General features: G+C 72.2%; 15 protein-coding genes. 8 read left to right on the top strand and 7 right to left on the bottom strand.

Annotated features, from left to right (window positions below; translation table 11 throughout):
* Positions 1-26: 26 nt before the first annotated feature.
* Positions 27-1,205: a PP2C family protein-serine/threonine phosphatase gene (locus BLT97_RS00235; protein WP_093606575.1), complete on the top strand. Its 1,179-nt coding sequence runs from the start codon at positions 27-29 to the stop codon at positions 1,203-1,205.
* A 332-nt stretch (positions 1,206-1,537) separates the two neighbouring features.
* Here BLT97_RS00235 and BLT97_RS00240 read toward each other — a convergent pair whose 3' ends face one another.
* Complete coding sequence (locus BLT97_RS00240) at positions 1,538-1,711, bottom strand: CsbD family protein (protein ID WP_093606576.1); 174 nt, start codon at positions 1,709-1,711, stop codon at positions 1,538-1,540.
* 153 nt (positions 1,712-1,864) lie between these two features.
* Between BLT97_RS00240 and BLT97_RS00245 the strand changes: the two genes are divergently transcribed.
* The gene (locus tag BLT97_RS00245; protein ID WP_093606577.1) at positions 1,865-3,190 is read left to right on the top strand and encodes an APC family permease; all 1,326 of its coding nucleotides are present in this window, start codon (positions 1,865-1,867) and stop codon (positions 3,188-3,190) included.
* 77 nt (positions 3,191-3,267) lie between these two features.
* Here the strand turns inward: BLT97_RS00245 and BLT97_RS00250 are convergent, their stop codons facing one another.
* Both BLT97_RS00250 and BLT97_RS00255 read right to left on the bottom strand, forming a co-directional pair.
* Positions 3,268-3,531: a GlsB/YeaQ/YmgE family stress response membrane protein gene (locus BLT97_RS00250; protein ID WP_093606578.1), complete on the bottom strand. Its 264-nt coding sequence runs from the start codon at positions 3,529-3,531 to the stop codon at positions 3,268-3,270.
* Positions 3,532-3,690: 159 nt separating this feature from the next.
* Positions 3,691-4,155, bottom strand: coding sequence for a cupin domain-containing protein (locus tag BLT97_RS00255; protein WP_093606579.1), 465 nt, complete (start codon positions 4,153-4,155; stop codon positions 3,691-3,693).
* 122 nt (positions 4,156-4,277) lie between these two features.
* Between BLT97_RS00255 and BLT97_RS00260 the strand changes: the two genes are divergently transcribed.
* From BLT97_RS00260 to BLT97_RS00270, 3 genes are all read left to right on the top strand, one after another.
* On the top strand, positions 4,278-4,841 hold the full coding sequence (locus tag BLT97_RS00260) for a GNAT family N-acetyltransferase (RefSeq protein ID WP_093606580.1): 564 nt from the start codon (positions 4,278-4,280) through the stop codon (positions 4,839-4,841).
* 143 nt (positions 4,842-4,984) lie between these two features.
* The gene (locus tag BLT97_RS00265; RefSeq protein WP_093606581.1) at positions 4,985-8,065 is read left to right on the top strand and encodes an endo-alpha-N-acetylgalactosaminidase family protein; all 3,081 of its coding nucleotides are present in this window, start codon (positions 4,985-4,987) and stop codon (positions 8,063-8,065) included.
* A 136-nt stretch (positions 8,066-8,201) separates the two neighbouring features.
* On the top strand, positions 8,202-9,419 hold the full coding sequence (locus BLT97_RS00270) for a metallophosphoesterase (RefSeq protein ID WP_093606582.1): 1,218 nt from the start codon (positions 8,202-8,204) through the stop codon (positions 9,417-9,419).
* 55 nt (positions 9,420-9,474) lie between these two features.
* On the opposite strand, the gene BLT97_RS00275 is transcribed toward BLT97_RS00270, so the two are convergent.
* The 3 genes from BLT97_RS00275 to ligA form a co-directional block, all read right to left on the bottom strand.
* Positions 9,475-9,729 carry a hypothetical protein gene (locus BLT97_RS00275; RefSeq protein ID WP_093606583.1) on the bottom strand — a complete coding sequence of 85 codons (255 nt, stop codon included), beginning with the start codon at positions 9,727-9,729 and terminating at the stop codon, positions 9,475-9,477.
* Between the two features lie 88 nt (positions 9,730-9,817).
* A complete protein-coding gene (locus BLT97_RS37695; protein ID WP_093606584.1) occupies positions 9,818-9,994 on the bottom strand; it encodes a hypothetical protein in 177 nt (58 codons plus the stop codon).
* 166 nt (positions 9,995-10,160) lie between these two features.
* A complete protein-coding gene (gene ligA, locus BLT97_RS00285; RefSeq protein ID WP_425442624.1) occupies positions 10,161-12,236 on the bottom strand; it encodes an NAD-dependent DNA ligase LigA in 2,076 nt (691 codons plus the stop codon).
* Between the two features lie 203 nt (positions 12,237-12,439).
* On the opposite strand from ligA, the gene BLT97_RS00290 reads away from it, so the two are divergent.
* Together BLT97_RS00290 and BLT97_RS00295 are read left to right on the top strand one after the other, a co-directional pair.
* Positions 12,440-13,108 carry a lysophospholipid acyltransferase family protein gene (locus BLT97_RS00290; protein ID WP_093606586.1) on the top strand — a complete coding sequence of 223 codons (669 nt, stop codon included), beginning with the start codon at positions 12,440-12,442 and terminating at the stop codon, positions 13,106-13,108.
* Between the two features lie 200 nt (positions 13,109-13,308).
* Positions 13,309-14,478 (top strand): MFS transporter, encoded by a 1,170-nt coding sequence (locus BLT97_RS00295; protein WP_093606587.1) that lies wholly within the window; start codon positions 13,309-13,311, stop codon positions 14,476-14,478.
* A 12-nt stretch (positions 14,479-14,490) separates the two neighbouring features.
* Here BLT97_RS00295 and BLT97_RS00300 read toward each other — a convergent pair whose 3' ends face one another.
* Positions 14,491-14,712: a hypothetical protein gene (locus BLT97_RS00300; RefSeq protein ID WP_093606588.1), complete on the bottom strand. Its 222-nt coding sequence runs from the start codon at positions 14,710-14,712 to the stop codon at positions 14,491-14,493.
* Between the two features lie 329 nt (positions 14,713-15,041).
* On the opposite strand from BLT97_RS00300, the gene BLT97_RS00305 reads away from it, so the two are divergent.
* On the top strand, positions 15,042-15,905 hold the full coding sequence (locus BLT97_RS00305) for an expansin EXLX1 family cellulose-binding protein (protein WP_245769072.1): 864 nt from the start codon (positions 15,042-15,044) through the stop codon (positions 15,903-15,905).
* Positions 15,906-15,971 lie beyond the last annotated feature (66 nt).

Raw genomic sequence — 15,971 nt, forward strand, 5'->3', positions numbered from 1 at the left:
CTTCACCAGCAAGGCGGATTCGATCAATGGACCGGTTCACCGTCGTGGAGCGCGCCCTGCGCGCGGCCGCGCCCCACGCTCTGCTCGATGCGCTCCGCAGCGCTCTGCAGGAGTGCTACGCGGCACAGTCGGTCGACCTGCTGATGGCCGATTACGCCATGACCATACTTCAACCGGTCACCCGGCTCCCCTACACGGATGAGCCTCTTTCGGTGTTCAACTCGCCTGCGGGGCGCGCGTTCGGCGCCCAGGAGGTGATCCCCGTGGACGGCCCGGACGCCGGCCAGGTGACGGCCCACTTGCCGGTGACGGTACGCGGCGACCGTATCGGCGTGCTGTCCGTCGTGCTCGCGCGCGCCGCCGCCGATGCGTCCGTCGTGACCGAACTGCGGGAACTGGCCGAGGTCCTCGGCCGGGAAATCGTGGTGGCCGACCGCGACACCGATCTGTATCTCCAGGCGCGAAGAGCCAGTCGGCTGACCCTCGCCGCCGAGATCCAGTGGCAACTGCTGCCCGGCCGCTCCTGCGCGCGGCCCGAGTACGAGCTCGGGGCCCAGCTGGAGCCCGCGTACGCCATCCACGGCGACAACTTCGACTGGTCGACCTCGGCCGATCATCTGACGCTGACCCTGGCCAACGGCATGGGTGAGGGCATCGAGGCCGCCCTGCTCACCAACCTCACGGTCAACGCCCTGCGCAACGCCCGCCGGGCCGGCCTCGACCTCGCGGGTCAAGCGGCCCTGGCGGACCAGGCCGTCTTCGGCGCGTACCAGGGCCGCGCGCATATCGCCGCCTTGATGCTCCGCTTCGACCTGGCGACCGGCCACATCGAAGCGCTCGACGCCGGTTCGCCGAAGATCTGGCGGCTGCGGCAGGGCGAGGTGGAACCCCTCCTCCTGGAGGCCCAGTTGCCCCTGGGCATGTTCGAGGAGACCGTCTACACCCCGCAGTCGCTGCCCCCGGTGCTGCCCGGGGACCGGCTGCTCTTCGTCAGCGACGGCGTGTACGACGCCCTCTCGCCGCTGGGCGAGCGCTACAGCCGCCGTGCCCTGCAGCGCGCCCTGCTCAACACCCGCCTGCTGCCGCCCACCCAGGTACCTCGATCCGTACTGGAGCAGGTCGTCAGCTACCGGGACTCCGTCGAGCCCGACGACGACGCCATGGTGGTCTGCATGGACTGGCACGGCCGCCCGGACGCGACCTGAGGCCACCGGTCGAGGCCATCACTGCCGGGGAGCGCCATGCCGCGCATAGCGGGACATATCCGGGGCACCCGAGGCCCGTGGGCGTCCTCCCGCCTCGCCTGCCCGACCCCTGGTCACGGCCGGCGATGCGGAACGCCCGGAGTTGGGGTGACACCGTCCCCGGGGCGTTCAACGCCTCGGGGACGATCCTTGTCCGGTCCCTCCTGCGTCGAGTCGAACCGTTCCCGGCTCACCCCACCGCACCCTGGCCCCAGGCAGGGACCAGGCGCGGAAAAGGCCGGTGGGCGGCCCCTGTCCGGGGCCGCCCACCGGCCTGGTGCGGTCCGCGCCGCTCAGCGCTTGCCCACGTCCTTGATCTTCTCCTTGGCCTCGCGGGCGTGCCCCGTCTTCTTCTCGGCGGCGCCCTCGGCCTCCAGCCGCTCGTTGCCCGTCGCGCGGCCGGCCGCTTCCTTCACCGCGCCCTTGGCCTGCTCCGTCTTGGCCTTGGCCTTCTGGTCACCAGACATTCCCGCTCACGGCTCCGTCAGGTTCGAGGATCATGTGCACACCGTCCGACTGACCGCTCAAGGAGTGCGTAAACCCGCCCCTCACACCACAACTGCCACAGAAGCCTCAGGACGCACTGCCTGCTCGACGGTTCCCGGGGTACACGGTGCCGGGTGACGACTTCCGCTGACCGGGCCGGCACGGATCGGCCCGCACCACCGCTCAAGAAGGCGCTGACCACGCCGCTGCTCTATTTCTTCATCCTCGGCGACGTACTCGGCGCCGGGGTCTACGTGCTGGTCGGGCAGGTGGCGGCCGACTCCGGCGGTGCCGTGTGGGCGCCGCTGGTGGCCGCCCTGTGTCTGGCCCTGCTGACCGCCGCGGCCTACGCCGAGCTGGCCACCAAGTATCCGCGCGCCGGCGGCTCCTCCCACTACGCGACGGTGGCCTTCGGCCCGTTCACCGGATTCCTCACAGGCTTCTGCATGCTCGCCGCCGGCATCGTCTCGGTGGCCGCGCTGGCGCGGGGATTCGGCGGGGACTACCTGACCGAGTTCGTCAGCTTGCCGATCGTGCTGGTCCTCGTCGTCTTCCTGGTGGCTCTGGCGGCCCTCAACGCCCGCGGCATCAGCGAGTCCACCCGGGCCAATGTGGTCGCCACACTCGTCGAAGTCGGCGGGCTGCTGCTTGTCATCGGCCTGGGCGCCTGGATCGTGCTGCGCGGCGACGGCGACCTCGGCCGGCTCACCGACCTCGGGACCGAGCAGGCGGGACCCGCGTCCGCCCTGTTCGCCGGGGCGGTGCTCGCCTACTACTCCTTCGTCGGCTTCGAGACCTCCGTCAACGTCGCCGAGGAGACGCTCGACCCGCATCGCTCGTACCCCAGGGCGCTCTTCGGCGCCCTGCTCACGGCGGGGGCGGTGTACGCGCTGGTCGGGGCGGCGGCAGCGGCGGCGGTGCCGACAGCGAAGCTGGCCGAGTCCTCCGGCCCGCTCCTGGAGGTCGTGAAGGAAGCGGGCGGGGTGCCCACGGAACTCTTCAGCGCCATCGCGCTGGTGGCCGTGGCCAACGGCGCGCTGCTCACGGGCATCATGTCGTCCCGTCTGGCCTACGGCATGGCACGGGACGGACTTCTGCCGGGCTTCCTCACCAAGGTCCTGCCCGGCAGACGCACGCCCTGGGCGGCCATCGCCTCCACGACCACCCTCTCGCTGCTCCTGGCCCTGACCGGCGAGGTGGACACGCTCGCGGCCACGCTGGTGCTGCTCCTGCTGGTGGTCTTCTTCCTCGTCAACGTCTCGCTCCTCGTCCTGCGCCGCGACCCCGTCGCGCAGCCCCACTTCCGGGCGCCGACCGCCGTCCCGGTCCTGGGCGCCGCCTCCTGCGTCCTGCTCGCCACGCAGATCGAGAAGGACGTCTGGATCCGCGGGCTCCTCATCGTGGCCGTCGGCGCGGTGCTGGGCGCGGTCGCCGCCGTACGTGCGCGGCGCAGCCGTTGACGGCCCGCTCGAGTGACGCGCAGGGCCCGTTCCTTCCGGCCGAAGGAACGGGCCCTGCCTGGCGACGCAGCACTGCGTCAGCGCGAGCGTCCGGTGACCACGCGGTACAGGAGCAGCACGATCACCGATCCGACGACCGCGGCGATCCAGGTCGAGAGGTGGAAGAAGCCGTTGATCGACTCGACGCCGAAGACCGCCTTGCCCAGCCAGCCGCCCAGCAGACCGCCGACGATGCCGATGAGCATCGTCACGAGGCAGCCACCGGGATCCTTGCCGGGGGTGAGAGCCTTGGCGATGGCTCCGGCGATCAGGCCGATCAGAACCCAGGCGATGATGCCCACGAGATGTCCTTGTCCGTTGTCCGTACGGCAGCCCGGTCGGGTGCCCGAACATCCGCTGCCCGCCGCCGGCGCACCGCTCACCTGCCGAAAGTCCCGAGGATCAGGGACTTCCGCCCCGTGTGGATCACCCCGCACCGACGGGCTTCGTCCGCACCGGCGTCAGGCGCGTACGAACCCGGCCAACTCCTGCGCGATATGCGGCAGTTCATCGAGCAGGTCCCGCGTCGCGAACTCGTGGTCCGCGTAGTCGAATCCCGGCGTGACCACCTCGGCCACGAGCCCGTGCGTCGCCCCGCCGGTCAGCCGTGACGCCTTCCACCACATTCCGGGCACCAGGAGGAAGCGTTCCGCCTCCGCGCCCAGCACCGTGCGGTGGAGTTCGCCGTCCGGGTCGACCGTGACGTACTCCAGAGGCCCGCCGTCGATGAGGAAGTGGAGGATGTCGCTGCGGTTGCGGTGCAGGTGGCCGCTCGGTTGTTTCTCGTCGAGCAGGTAGTGGATCGAGGTGGCCGAGGGGCGGGGACCGTGCTCGGTCTGCATGCTGTGCGGCGAGGTGTAGATGCGCCGGAAGTAGCCGCCCTCGCCGTGCGGTTCCAGGCCGAGTGCGGCCGTCCAGTCCTTCACGGTGACCTCCGGGTGCGGTGGGCGTCCTGGGCCGACCAGGGTACGGAGCTGCGCGGGTCCACCGGCCCGCGGTCGCGGATAAATCGTTCGTGCCGCCCCACTCCTTCGGCCATGATCGGCTCGTGGACACGTATCTCGAGACCGAACGCCTGGCCCTGCGCCCGTTCACCGCCGACGACGCCGGCCTGCTGATCGAGCTGGACAGCGACCCCGCGGTGATGCGGTTCCTGTCCGGTGGCCGGCCGACCGCGCCGGAGACCGTGCGCGAGCAGCACCTGCCCCGGATCCGTGCCGGTTACGAGAAGTGGGCCGGCCGGTTCGGCGTGTTCGCCGCGTACGAGAAGGAGGGCGGTGCGTTCATCGGCTGGTTCCTGCTGCGCCCGGAGCCCGACGGGCCGCTCGACGAAGCCGAACTCGGCTACCGGCTGCGGCAGTCGGCCTGGGGCAGGGGCTACGGGACCGAGGGCTCGCGCGGCCTGCTCGACAAGGCGTTCGGCGAGCTGGGCCTGCGCCGGGTGTGGGCCGAGACGATGGCGTTGAACCACCGCTCCCGCAGCATCATGGAGAAGCTCGGCATGACGTTCGCGCGCGCACTGCCCACGCCCGAGGACATGCTGATGGTCGAGGGCGCCGACCAGGGCGGTGTGCGGTACGAGATCACCGCGGAGCAGTGGCGGGCGGGGTGACCGGTGGCGGGGCTGCCTGGGTGACCGGAGTCGGGGCCGCCGGGCGGTAAGTCCAACATCGGCCCCGCCTTTGTCCATGGGCCCGCCCGCCGCGTACGCACCATCGTGACGGCCACTGGTTCCGTCCCGAGAAGGGGTGCGCAGTGCAGCCGTCGCAGAACATCCAGGGCCCGAGCCGCCGAGCGGTCGTCGTCACGGGGGCCGCCGCCGGGGCCGCTCTCACGCTGGGCCTGCCGGGATCCGCCGGAGCGGAACCGCACGCCGCGGCGGAGGCGACGCTCCGGTCCGCCGAGCTCGAGGTGCAGGTCGACACCGGATTCCCGCGCATCATCCGCTACACCGACCGCACCTCCGGAGCCGTCCTGCACGGCCAGACCGACCCGGTCACCACCCTGCTCGTCGACGGCAACACCCATACTCCCGAGGTGAGTTCACAGCACGCGGACGACCGCATCACGTACACCCTCGTCCTCGACGGAGGCACGCGGATCCGCGCCGAGATCGCCGTCGAGGGGCGCCGGGTGCACTGGCGCATCACCGAGATCGCCGACACCGCCGCGCTGCGCGTGGGGACGCTCCAGATCCCCTCCCTCGCGTTCCTGTCCGTACGCAGCGACCAGCCGGGCGCCGCACTGCTCGCCGCCCGGATCCAGCTGGACAAGGCCAAGAGCGGGGACACCCTGGTCGCGGTCACCCCGCAGACCCCCGCCGAGGCCGCGACCGGCTGCGCCTATGCCGTCGTCGCCCACGACGGGCTCGCCGGCGCGATCGAGACCAACACCGTGTACGACAAGCCCGATTCGGCCGCGGGCACGACGTGGGAGAACGGCCGGCTGTGGCGTACGACGGTGAAGACCCCGGCGGGCGTGGAGGCGCGCCTGGCGGCCGGGCAGTGGACCCACCGGGCCGCGACCTCGCCCGTCGACGCCACCGAGCCGCTCCCCCGGGCCACGGTCATCATCACCGGCGACCGCAACGGCGACGGCAAGGTGGACTGGCAGGACGCCGCCATCGCCTACCGCGACCTCATGGACGTGCCGATCGGCGCCCGCGAGCAGCACCTGAGAGTCGTCCCGCACATCCCGTTCAACTTCGCCTCGCAGGCCACCAATCCCTTCCTGCTCACCCTCGACCACGTCAAGCGGATCTCGCTCGCCACGGACGGGCTGCGCCAGTACACGCTGCTCAAGGGCTACCAGTCGGAGGGCCACGACTCGGCCCACCCCGACTACGCGGGCAACCACAACATGCGCGCGGGCGGCCTCCGCGACCTCAACACCCTGGTACGCGAGGGCAGGAAGTGGGGCAGCGACTTCGGTGTGCATGTGAACGCCACCGAGTCCTACCCGGTCGCCAACGCCTTCTCGGAGACCCTCGTCGACAAGACGAACGAGCAGTGGGACTGGCTCGACCAGAGCTACCGCATCGACTCCCGCCGCGACCTCGTGTCCGGGGACATCATCAAGCGCTTCGCGGACCTGCGCGCCGAGACGGATCCGGCCCTCAACACCCTCTACATCGACGTGTTCCGCGAGTCCGGCTGGAACTCCGACCGGCTCCAGCGCGCCCTGCGCGAGCAGGGCTGGATCGTGACGACCGAGTGGGGCCACGGCCTGGAGCGGTCCGCCGTCTGGGCGCACTGGGCCACCGAGACCGACTACGGCCCCGACACCTCACGCGGCATCAACTCGCAGCTCATCCGGTTCATCCACAACCACCACAAGGACGTTTTCGCCGACAAGTGGCCCACCCTGCTGGGCATTCCGCGCACCGGGAACTTCGAGGGGTGGGTCGGCAAGACGGACTGGAACACCTTCTACGAGCTCATCTGGACTGAATCCCTGCCGGCGAAGTACCTCCAGGCATATCCGATCAAGTCCTGGTCCGCGCACGAGATCGGCTTCTTCGGCCCGACCGGCACCACCGTCTCGGACGCGACGGGCCGGCGGGTGATCACCACGGACGGACGGATCGTCTACGACGACGGGAACTATCTGCTGCCGTGGGAGCCCCGTGAGGCCACGGACCCGCGGAAGCTGTACCACTACGCGCCCAAGGGCGGCACCAGCACCTGGCAGCTGCCGCGCGGCTGGGCGGGCGCCAGGTCGGTGGCCGTCTACGAACTCACCGACCAGGGCCGGGTGCATGTCTCCGACGTCGCCGTGCGCGGCGGGAAGGTGACGCTCAAGGCCACCGCCGGCCGCCCCTACGTGGTCTACCGCAGCCGAGTACCGGCAGCGGGCGACCCCGACTGGGGGCAGCACACGCCGCTGCACGATCCGGGCTTCAACTCCGGTTCCCTGAAGGGCTGGACGGTGTCCGGGCCCGCTTCGGTGGAGCTGAGCGAGCTGGGCGACTACGAGCTGGTGATCGGCCCGGGAGGCGCCGCCGCAGTCGGCCAGCGCGTCTCCCGGCTGGCACCCGGCACGTACGCGGCGTCCGTGCAGGTCGAGGTCGGCGCGAAGGCCGGCGAGACGCGCAAGGCATCGCTGGAGGTGCGGACCGGCGACGGGGTGGTCGCGGCGAACTGGACGGCCACCTCCACCGCAGGCAACTACGTGGCGGCCGACCGCAAGCACGGCACCCGCTTCCAGCGCATGTTCACCTACTTCACCGTGCCCGAGGGCGGTGGTCCGGTCGACCTGACGCTGCGGGCCGCGGCGGGACGGGCGCGGGTCCGTTTCGACAACGTCCGGATCGTCTCCGCCCGGCGCTCCGCGAAGTCCGGGACGCTCGTGTACGAGGACTTCGAGTCGGTGCCGCAGGGCTGGGGCCCGTTCGTCAAGGGCGACGCGGGGGGCGCGAACGACCCGCGCACCCATATCGCGCAGCGGCACGCCCCGTACACGCAGCGCGGCTGGAACGGGAAGGCGATCGACGACGTCATCGACGGTTCGGAGTCCCTGAAGTCCCGTGGCGAGAACGGCGGGTTGGTGTACCGCACGGTCCAGCACACCGTGCGATTCACGCCCGGCCGGAGCTACCGGGTGTCGTTCCGGTACGAGAACGAGAAGGCCGGGCAGTACGCCTGGATCACGGGCGTCGACTCCCCCGAGTCCCGCGAGCTGTCCCGTCAGCCGCTGCCGGTCGCCGTCGAACCCACCGTTCTGGCCTACGAGTTCACGGCACCGGACGCCGGTGAGGCGTGGGTGGGGCTGCGGAAGGTCGGGGAGGACGGGGTGGCGGAGTTCGTGCTGGACTCGTTCGAGGTGCGGGAGGTGTAGCTCCGATCCGGAGGAGGGGTGCCGGGCGTACGGGCCTGCTCGCCCGCCCCTCTCCTCCGAGCGGCCCGCTCCCGCCGGAGGCGACCGGTTACAGTGCCCGCGACGGCATCGAGCCCGGCCTGTGGAATGGGGAAGCGTGACCGAGACCAGCGACACCCGCGCCGCCGGCAGCGCGGCGGACCCGCCCCGGCCCGGCGGCCTGCACCGGCTGATGCGCTACCTCCCCCTGATCGCGCCGGTGCTCCTGTGGGCCGTGCCGTGCTGGCTGCTCCTGCACGCGGGACAGCACTGGCCGCTCCCCGTCACGCTGACCGGCACCTTCCTGTTCGCGCTCGGCCTGGTCGGCATGCCGTTCGCGATGGTGCGCGGGCACGGCCGCCGGCAGCAGGACGCGGCGGCGATCGTGGGTGACTCGCTGCTGGGCGGGATCTGGGTTCTGTTCACCTGGTCGGTGCTGCTCGGGGTGCTGCTGCGGCTCGCCTTGACCGTGGCCGGCGTCGCCGACGGCGAAGGCCGGGCCCGGATCGTCACCTGGGCGGTCCTCGGGGTCACCGCCGCACTGCTGGCCTGGGGGTACGCCGAGGCGCGCCGGGTGCCGCGGGTGCGCCGCGTCGAGGTGCAACTCCCCCGTCTCGGCGCCGGGTTGGACGGCACCCGGGTCGCCCTGATCACCGACACGCACTACGGACCGCTCGACCGCGCCCGCTGGTCGGCGCGCGTCTGCGACACGGTGAACACGCTGGAGGCGGATCTGGTCTGCCACACCGGCGACATCGCGGACGGCACGGCCGAGCGCCGCCGCGCCCAGGCCGCGCCCCTCGGCACGGTGCGCGCCACGCACGGACGGGTCTACGTCACCGGCAACCACGAGTACTACAGCGAGGCCCAGGGCTGGGTCGACCTCATGGACGAGCTGGGCTGGGAGCCGCTGCGCAACCGCCATGTGCTCGTCGAACGGGGCGGCGACACCCTCGTGGTGGCCGGCGTGGACGATGTCACCGCCGAATCCTCCGGCCTGCCCGGCCATCGGGCATCGCTCCAGCGGGCGCTCGACGGGGCCGACCCCGCCCACCCGGTGCTGCTCCTGGCCCACCAGCCGAAGTTCATCGACCGGGCGGCGGCCGCCGGTGTCGATCTCCAGCTGTCCGGCCATACACACGGCGGCCAGATCTGGCCCTTCCACTACCTGGTCCGGCTCGACCAGCCCGCAGTGGCGGGTCTCAGCCGGCACGGCGACCGCACGCTGCTCTACACCAGCCGCGGGACCGGCTTCTGGGGGCCGCCGTTCCGCGTCTTCGCGCCCAGCGAGATCACGCTGCTGGTCCTGCGGGCGCCAGCGGCCGGCACGCCGTAACCGCCGGGCGGGCCCGGCGGTCGGCGGTACGGGAATCTTCGTCCGGGAACTCCGGTCAGCCGATCTCGGCGACCCAGCCGTACGGCAGTTCCTCGCCGTCGACCGTGATCGCCTCGACCGTCCGGGTCTGCGGATCGATGTCCGCCTCGATGCCCTCGCCGACGTAGCGGGGGAATCCGCTCGCCCCGGTCTTGCCGGTGGCTTCGACGGTGGCCGAGCGGAGCACTCCGCCGTGGTCGACGTGGTCATGGCTGTCGGTCAGTTGGGGCTTGAGGAGGACCGTGAAACGGGGGGTGGGGGCTGTCTGCATGCAGGGAGGCCTACCCCGCCCGGCCTGTGGTCCCGGCGCCCCGCCTCCCGCCGTCACCCGGCCGGCGCAGCCTCGGCCGGCGTGCGGCTCACCGGCGACGGCGACGGCTGGACCAGGTGGTGCCAAGTCCCGCGACGTGCAAGGCCAGGAGGGTCAGGCCGAGCAGCATGAGGTTCGTGGAGCTGAAGACGTCGTTCGTGTCGACCTCCGCGGCGTTGAAGATGAACGCGAGGAAGAAGAACGCTGCCGCAGCGAATCCGAGCATGGACGGGCCTTCCGGTCGTCGGGCCCGCCGGGGCGGCGGGCCGCTCTGTCGGAGACCGAGTTCCCTGGTCGGGGCGAGACACGCTCGTTGTGTGCCCATGGCGGGACGGAGGCCGGCGCACGGCCACCGGCCTCCGCCCGACCTCACACCAGGAAGCCGCCCACCCTCACGCCAGCAGATCGCCCAGCAGCTCCGCGAACTCGTCCGGCGTGACAAGCCGCACGCCCAGGTCCTCCGCCTTGGTCCGCTTGGAGCCCGCGCCCTCGCCGGCCACCACCATCGAGGTGCGCTTGGAGACGCTGGAGGAGGACTTGCCGCCCGCCCGCTCCACCAGTTCGTTCATCTGGTTGCGGCTGAGGTCCGCCAGCGCTCCGGTCATCGCGCCGGTGACGACCACGGTCATGCCGTCCAGGGGCCCGGCGGGCCGCTCGTCCGCCTCCTCCGCCTCCCCCTTCGGGGCCGGGCCGGTGGCGCCGGGCTCCGTCATGTTCACCCCGGCCGCCGCCAACTTGTCGATCACAGGCGCGAGTTCGGCCAGCTCGGCCACGATCACCGGGGACTTCTCCGGGCCGATGCCCTCCACCTCCTGGACGGCCTCCGCGTCGGCCGCGCGGATCGCGTCCATGGTGGCGAAGTGCCGGGCGATCCGGCGGGACATGGAGCGTCCGGTGCCGCGCACGCCGAGCGCGCACAGGACGCGCGAGAGCGGCTGGGCCTTGGCCCGCTCGATCGCGGCCAGCAGGTTGTCCGTGCTCGTCGGGCCCATCCGGTCGAGGGCGAGCAGCTGCTCGCGGGTGAGGGTGAACAGGTCGGCGAGGTCCGCGACGAGGCCCGCGTCGACGAGCTGGACGACGCGCGAGGCGCCGAGGCCCTCGATGTCGAGCTGGTCGCGTCCCGCGGCATAGCTGAGGGAGGCGACGAGGTGGCAGTTGCGGCCGCGCTCGCAGCGCCAGCGCTGCTCGCTGGTGTCGATCCCTGAGCCGCACTGCGGACACACCTCGGGGAATACGATCGGCTGCTCGTCACCCGTGCGCAGATGCGCGACGGGTGCCTCGATGCGCGGGATGATGTCGCCCGCCTTGTAGACCATCACCTGGTCGCCGATCCGCAGGTCGCGGCGGGCGATGTCGGCGGGATTGTGCAGCGTGGCGTACGTGACGGTGGAACCGTCGATCTCCACCGGCTCGAGCTCGGCGCGCGGGGCGATGACGCCGGTCCGCCCCACGTTCCACTCCACCCCCACCAGCTTGGTGATCTTCTCCACGGCGGGCAGCTTGTAGGCGATGGCCCAGCGCGGGGCGCGGGTGCCGAAGCCCGCGTCCTGCTGGTCCGTGGCGAGGTCCGCCTTGACGACGATGCCGTCGATGCCGAAGGGCAGCTCGGCGCGGAGCGCCCCGATCTCCGCGATGCGCTCCTGCACCTCGTCGATGGTGGCCACCACCCGGTTCGGGACCTCGGTGGCGTCCGCGGTGTGCACACCGAGCGCGCCGACCAGCGTCATCAGCTCGCCGTGCGGCCGGGTGCGCAGCCGCTCCGCGAGCTCCTCCGCCGTGTGCTCGGCGGGGATCGCGCCGTATCCGAAGAACAGCATGCGCACCTTGTACGCGCGGTCCTTGGCGCGCAGGCTGCCGGCGGCGGCACTGCGCGCGTTGGCGAACGGCTCCCCGCCGTGGGCGGTGCGCGCTTCGTTGGCCGCCTCGAACTGCCGCGTGGTCATGAGGACTTCGCCGCGGATCTCCAGCGTGTACGGTTCGGCGAGCTCGGCGGGCAGGCCTTCGATGCTGTCGATGCCGTGCGAGACGTCCTCGCCGGCCGTGCCGTCGCCGCGGGTGATGATGCGGGTGAGCCGGCCCTTGACGTAACGGGCGGCGATCGCCAGGCCGTCCAGCTTCGGCTCGACGCTCCATGCCGTGATCTCGCGGCCGATCCGCCGCTCCACCCCGGCGGCCCAGGCGGCGAACTGCTCGGCCGAGAAGACGTTGTCCAGCGAGAGCATCGGCACGGAGTGCGGCACGTCGCCCACCGCGGCGCCGCCCGCGACCTTGCCGGTGGGCGAGTCGGCGAGGACCTCGTCCGGGTGCTCCTTCTCGTACGCCTCGATGGCGCGCACCAACCGGTCGTAGCTGTCGTCGTCCAGAGCACTGTCGCCACCGGCGTAGTAGGCGGCGGCCGCCTTGGTGGCGGTCGCGACCGCGTCGGCGTAGGCGGAGGCGTCGGCGAGTACGGCAGAAGTCGTCGTCATGGGCACCATCCTGCCGCTGACCACTGACAATCCGGAGCGCACGGCTCCGCCTGACGCACGGCCCCGACCGGGACCCGGACCGCATCAAGCCCTCAGGAGTGACCTCACCCGCACCCAGGCGGAAATGAGTATCCGCACTCAAGTCACGGCACCGTCCGGCGCGGACGATGGAGATCGTTCGCCGCCGACCACAGGAGTGCCCGTTGCTCAGCCGCCTCGCCCGGACCCTCGTCCCCGCCGTCGGACACCTCAGGGTGACCGCGGACCCCGGCGCCTCGCTCGCCCCGGGCAGCCTGCTCGTCGCGAACCACACGTCGATGGCCGACCCCGCGATCGTGCTGGCCGCACTGGAACGCCTCGGCGTCCGGCCGGTGGTGATGGCCACCGCGGGCCTGTGGCGCATCCCGCTCCTCGGCGGACTCCTCACCCGCGGAGGGCACATTCCCGTACACCGCGGAGACCGGCGCGCGGCCGAGGCACTCGACCTCGCCGCCGCCGCACTCGACGCCGGCCGGCTCGTCCTCGTCTACGGCGAAGGCCGCCTGCCCACGCGCCGTGACGCCGCCGAACAGGCGCCCGAGGCCTTCCGCAGCGGCGTGGCCCGCCTCGTCGAGCGCACCGGCGCCCCGATCGTCCCGGTCGGACAGGCGGGGGCGCGCCGGGTCACGTCGGGGAGCGTGGCCAAGCAACTGGCAGGTCTGGCCACCGCCCCGCTGCGGCGTCCGGAGCTGCACGTCCACGTGGGGGCGCCACTCGCCGCGGGTGGGTCCGGTCACCGTGCCGTCCGCACACAGCGGGCGCACGCCGCGGTGACGGCTGCGTGGCGCAGGGCGGCGGGCCACCTCGGCGAGGAGGCCGCACTCGCGGCCTGACGGCAGGCCGTGGCCGCGCACACACGCACCCTCTGTCAGCGGTTGAAGGACCTCGCACCACAGGCCTGTTCACCTCCTGACCCGCATCGACGGCCGCCCCGTACGGCGCAGTGCAGCGCGCCCGCCGGACCCGGGCTGTCTTGACTGGTGCCGTGGACACTGATCAGCGGACCCCCGCCGCCGCGTACCGGAACCTGGTCATGGCGACCGTCGGGTTCACGCTCACCTTCTGGGCCTGGGACCTGATCGCGCCCCTGGCGTCGGGGTACCGGGACCGGCTCGGCCTGAGTTCCTTCCAGCAGTCGCTGCTGGTCGCGATCCCAGTACTCGTCGGATCGGTCGGGCGGATCCCCGCGGGCGCGCTGACCGACCGGTACGGGGCCCGGCTGATGTTCCCGCTGGTCTCCGCGCTCACCATCGTTCCCGTCCTGTTGCTCATCCCCGTCAAGGACAGCTACGGCCTGCTGCTTGTGACCGCGCTGCTGCTTGGGCTCGGCGGCACGACGTTCGCCATCGGCGTGCCCCTGGTCAACTCCTGGTTTCCGCCCGGGCGCCGGGGGTTCGCCCTCGGCGTGTTCGGGATGGGCACCGGCGGCGTGGCGCTGTCGGGGTATTTCACGCCGCGGATCGCCGCGCACGGCGAGAACCTGCCGTTCCTCGTCGTCGCCGGCGCGCTGGCGGCGTTCGCCGTCCTCGGCGCACTGCTGATCACCGACCATCCCGACCGGAAGGTCCCCGCCGCCTCGCTCGGCTCCCGGCTGCGCCAGGCGGGCGGGCTGCGGGTCACCTGGGAGCTGTCGGCGCTCTACGCCATCGGCTTCGGCGGGGTCGTCGCCTTCGGCGTCTACCTCCCCACCTACCTCAAGACCTGGTACGACCTCTCCCCCACCGACGCGGGGACCAAGGCCGCGGGCTTCGCGCTGGTGACCGTGATCTTCCGGCCGATCGGCGGGCGCCTGTCGGACCGCTTCCACCCCGCCGTCGTAACCGCGGGAGCCCTGGCCGTGGTCGCCCTGTTCGCCGTGGTGCAGGCCTTCGACCCGCCGCTCGCGCCGTTCGCGACCATCGCGCTCCTGGTGATGGCCGCGGGTCTCGGCGCCGCCGGCGGCAGCGTCTTCGCCCTGGTCGCCCAGGTCACCCCGCAGCCCCAGGTGGGCAGCGTGACCGGCATCGTGGGCGCGATGGGCGGCCTGGGCGGCTTCGTGCCACCACTCCTGATGGGCGCCATCTACAGCGCCAAGGACTCGTACTCCATCGGCTTCATGCTCCTGTCGGACCTGGCGCTGGCGGGCTGTGTGTACGCGTATCTCCGCATGCGCACGCCGAGCGCCCCGAGCACCGCGGCGCCGGCGCTTGGCCTCGACCGGTAGGCGCACGGATCCTCAGGGAGTCGCCTCCGAGTCCGCGGCATGCCGGCTGCGCGCCGCCGCGAGGGCGGCGTCGAAGTCCCGCTGCGTGTCGTCGCACCAGTGCAGGAGATCGGTCAGCACCCGGCGCAGGGACTCGCTCGGGCTGTGCCGCCAGCCGTCGGCGGAGAGGGTGTACGTCTCCAGTGCGGCGTTGGCGCGCCGCACCGCCGCGTCGTGCTCGTCCGTCGCTGCCATGCGCAGGCTCCTGACCTTGAGGTTCGGTGGTGTGGCCGAAGGAGGCCACCCATGAACTTTAAGGCATTGCAATTTTGGCCTCACTCCAAGTCCAGTAAGGCTCTCGGTCGCGGACCGAGCGAGGCAACCGTTCCCGTCCCGGCGGCAACCGAGGAGTGGCAGGCTCTCCCCGCACGGGAGTCCCCCTCACCTCGAAGGACCCATCAGTGACCCCTCGTTCGCATCGCGGCCCGTCCCGCAGACGGCGCGCGCAGCGCAGGAGACGGACGTCCTCCATACGACGCCCCGCCCTGCGGCCCGCTCTTCTCGGCGTCGCCACCGTCTGCGCCGTGGCCGTCCTCGCGGCCGTCGTCATGGCGCTCGGCCCCGGGCGGGACACCTCCTCCGCCGGCTCTGCGGCAGCCACCGGGCCCGCGAGCCCACCCGCCGTCACCTCTCGCGCCACTGAATCGCCCACCCCGTCGCCCAAGGTCACAGCGGGCAGCAGGACTCCGACGCCGACCGCGAGCCGCACCTCGAAGCGCCCCTCCGCCACGACACCTGCGGCCGGGAAGCCCGCCGCGGGAAGCGCAGCCGCCCTCGCCGGGCGGATCAGGCCGGGGGTCGCCTACCAGGGATCCGCCACGTTCTACGACGCCGGGGACGGCGACGGCGCCTGCTCGTTCGGGCCCGCGGGCGAGGTGCTGACCGCGGCCATGAACAGCACCGACTACGAGACGGCCAAGGCGTGCGGCGCCCACGTCCGGGTCCGCGCCGCGAACGGCGCGACCGTCACGGTCAGGATCACCAACGAGTGCCCGACCTGCCGCACGGGCCAACTCGACCTCAGCGCCGCGGCGTTCGCGCGGCTCGCCGCACCCGTCAAGGGGCAGATCCCGGTCACCTGGCAGCTGGTGAGCCCCGGCGCGGCCCAGCCGCTGTCGCTCCGGTACAAGACGGGTTCGAGCCGGTACTGGTGCGGGATCCAGGCACTCGGCCACCGCAACCCGGTGGCCCGCCTCGAAGTCCGCACCGGCGGCGTGTGGCGCGCGCTGCCCCGTACGGACTACAACTACTTCCTCGCCGAGGACGGCCGCGGCTGCGGGGGCGACATCCGGCTCACCGACATCTACGGCGAGCGGCTGGTGTTCACCGGGATCGCGATCCGGCCGAACACCGTCCAGGCGACCCGCGCCCAGTTCGCCGCCCGCTGACGCCGAGGGCCCTGGCCCCTCCCCGGGCCGGAAAGCTGCCGGAAATCCGCAGGTCGGGCGTACAGT

Origin of the sequence: Streptomyces indicus (assembly GCF_900100315.1) — a bacterium.
GTDB classification, from domain to species: domain Bacteria; phylum Actinomycetota; class Actinomycetes; order Streptomycetales; family Streptomycetaceae; genus Streptomyces; species Streptomyces indicus.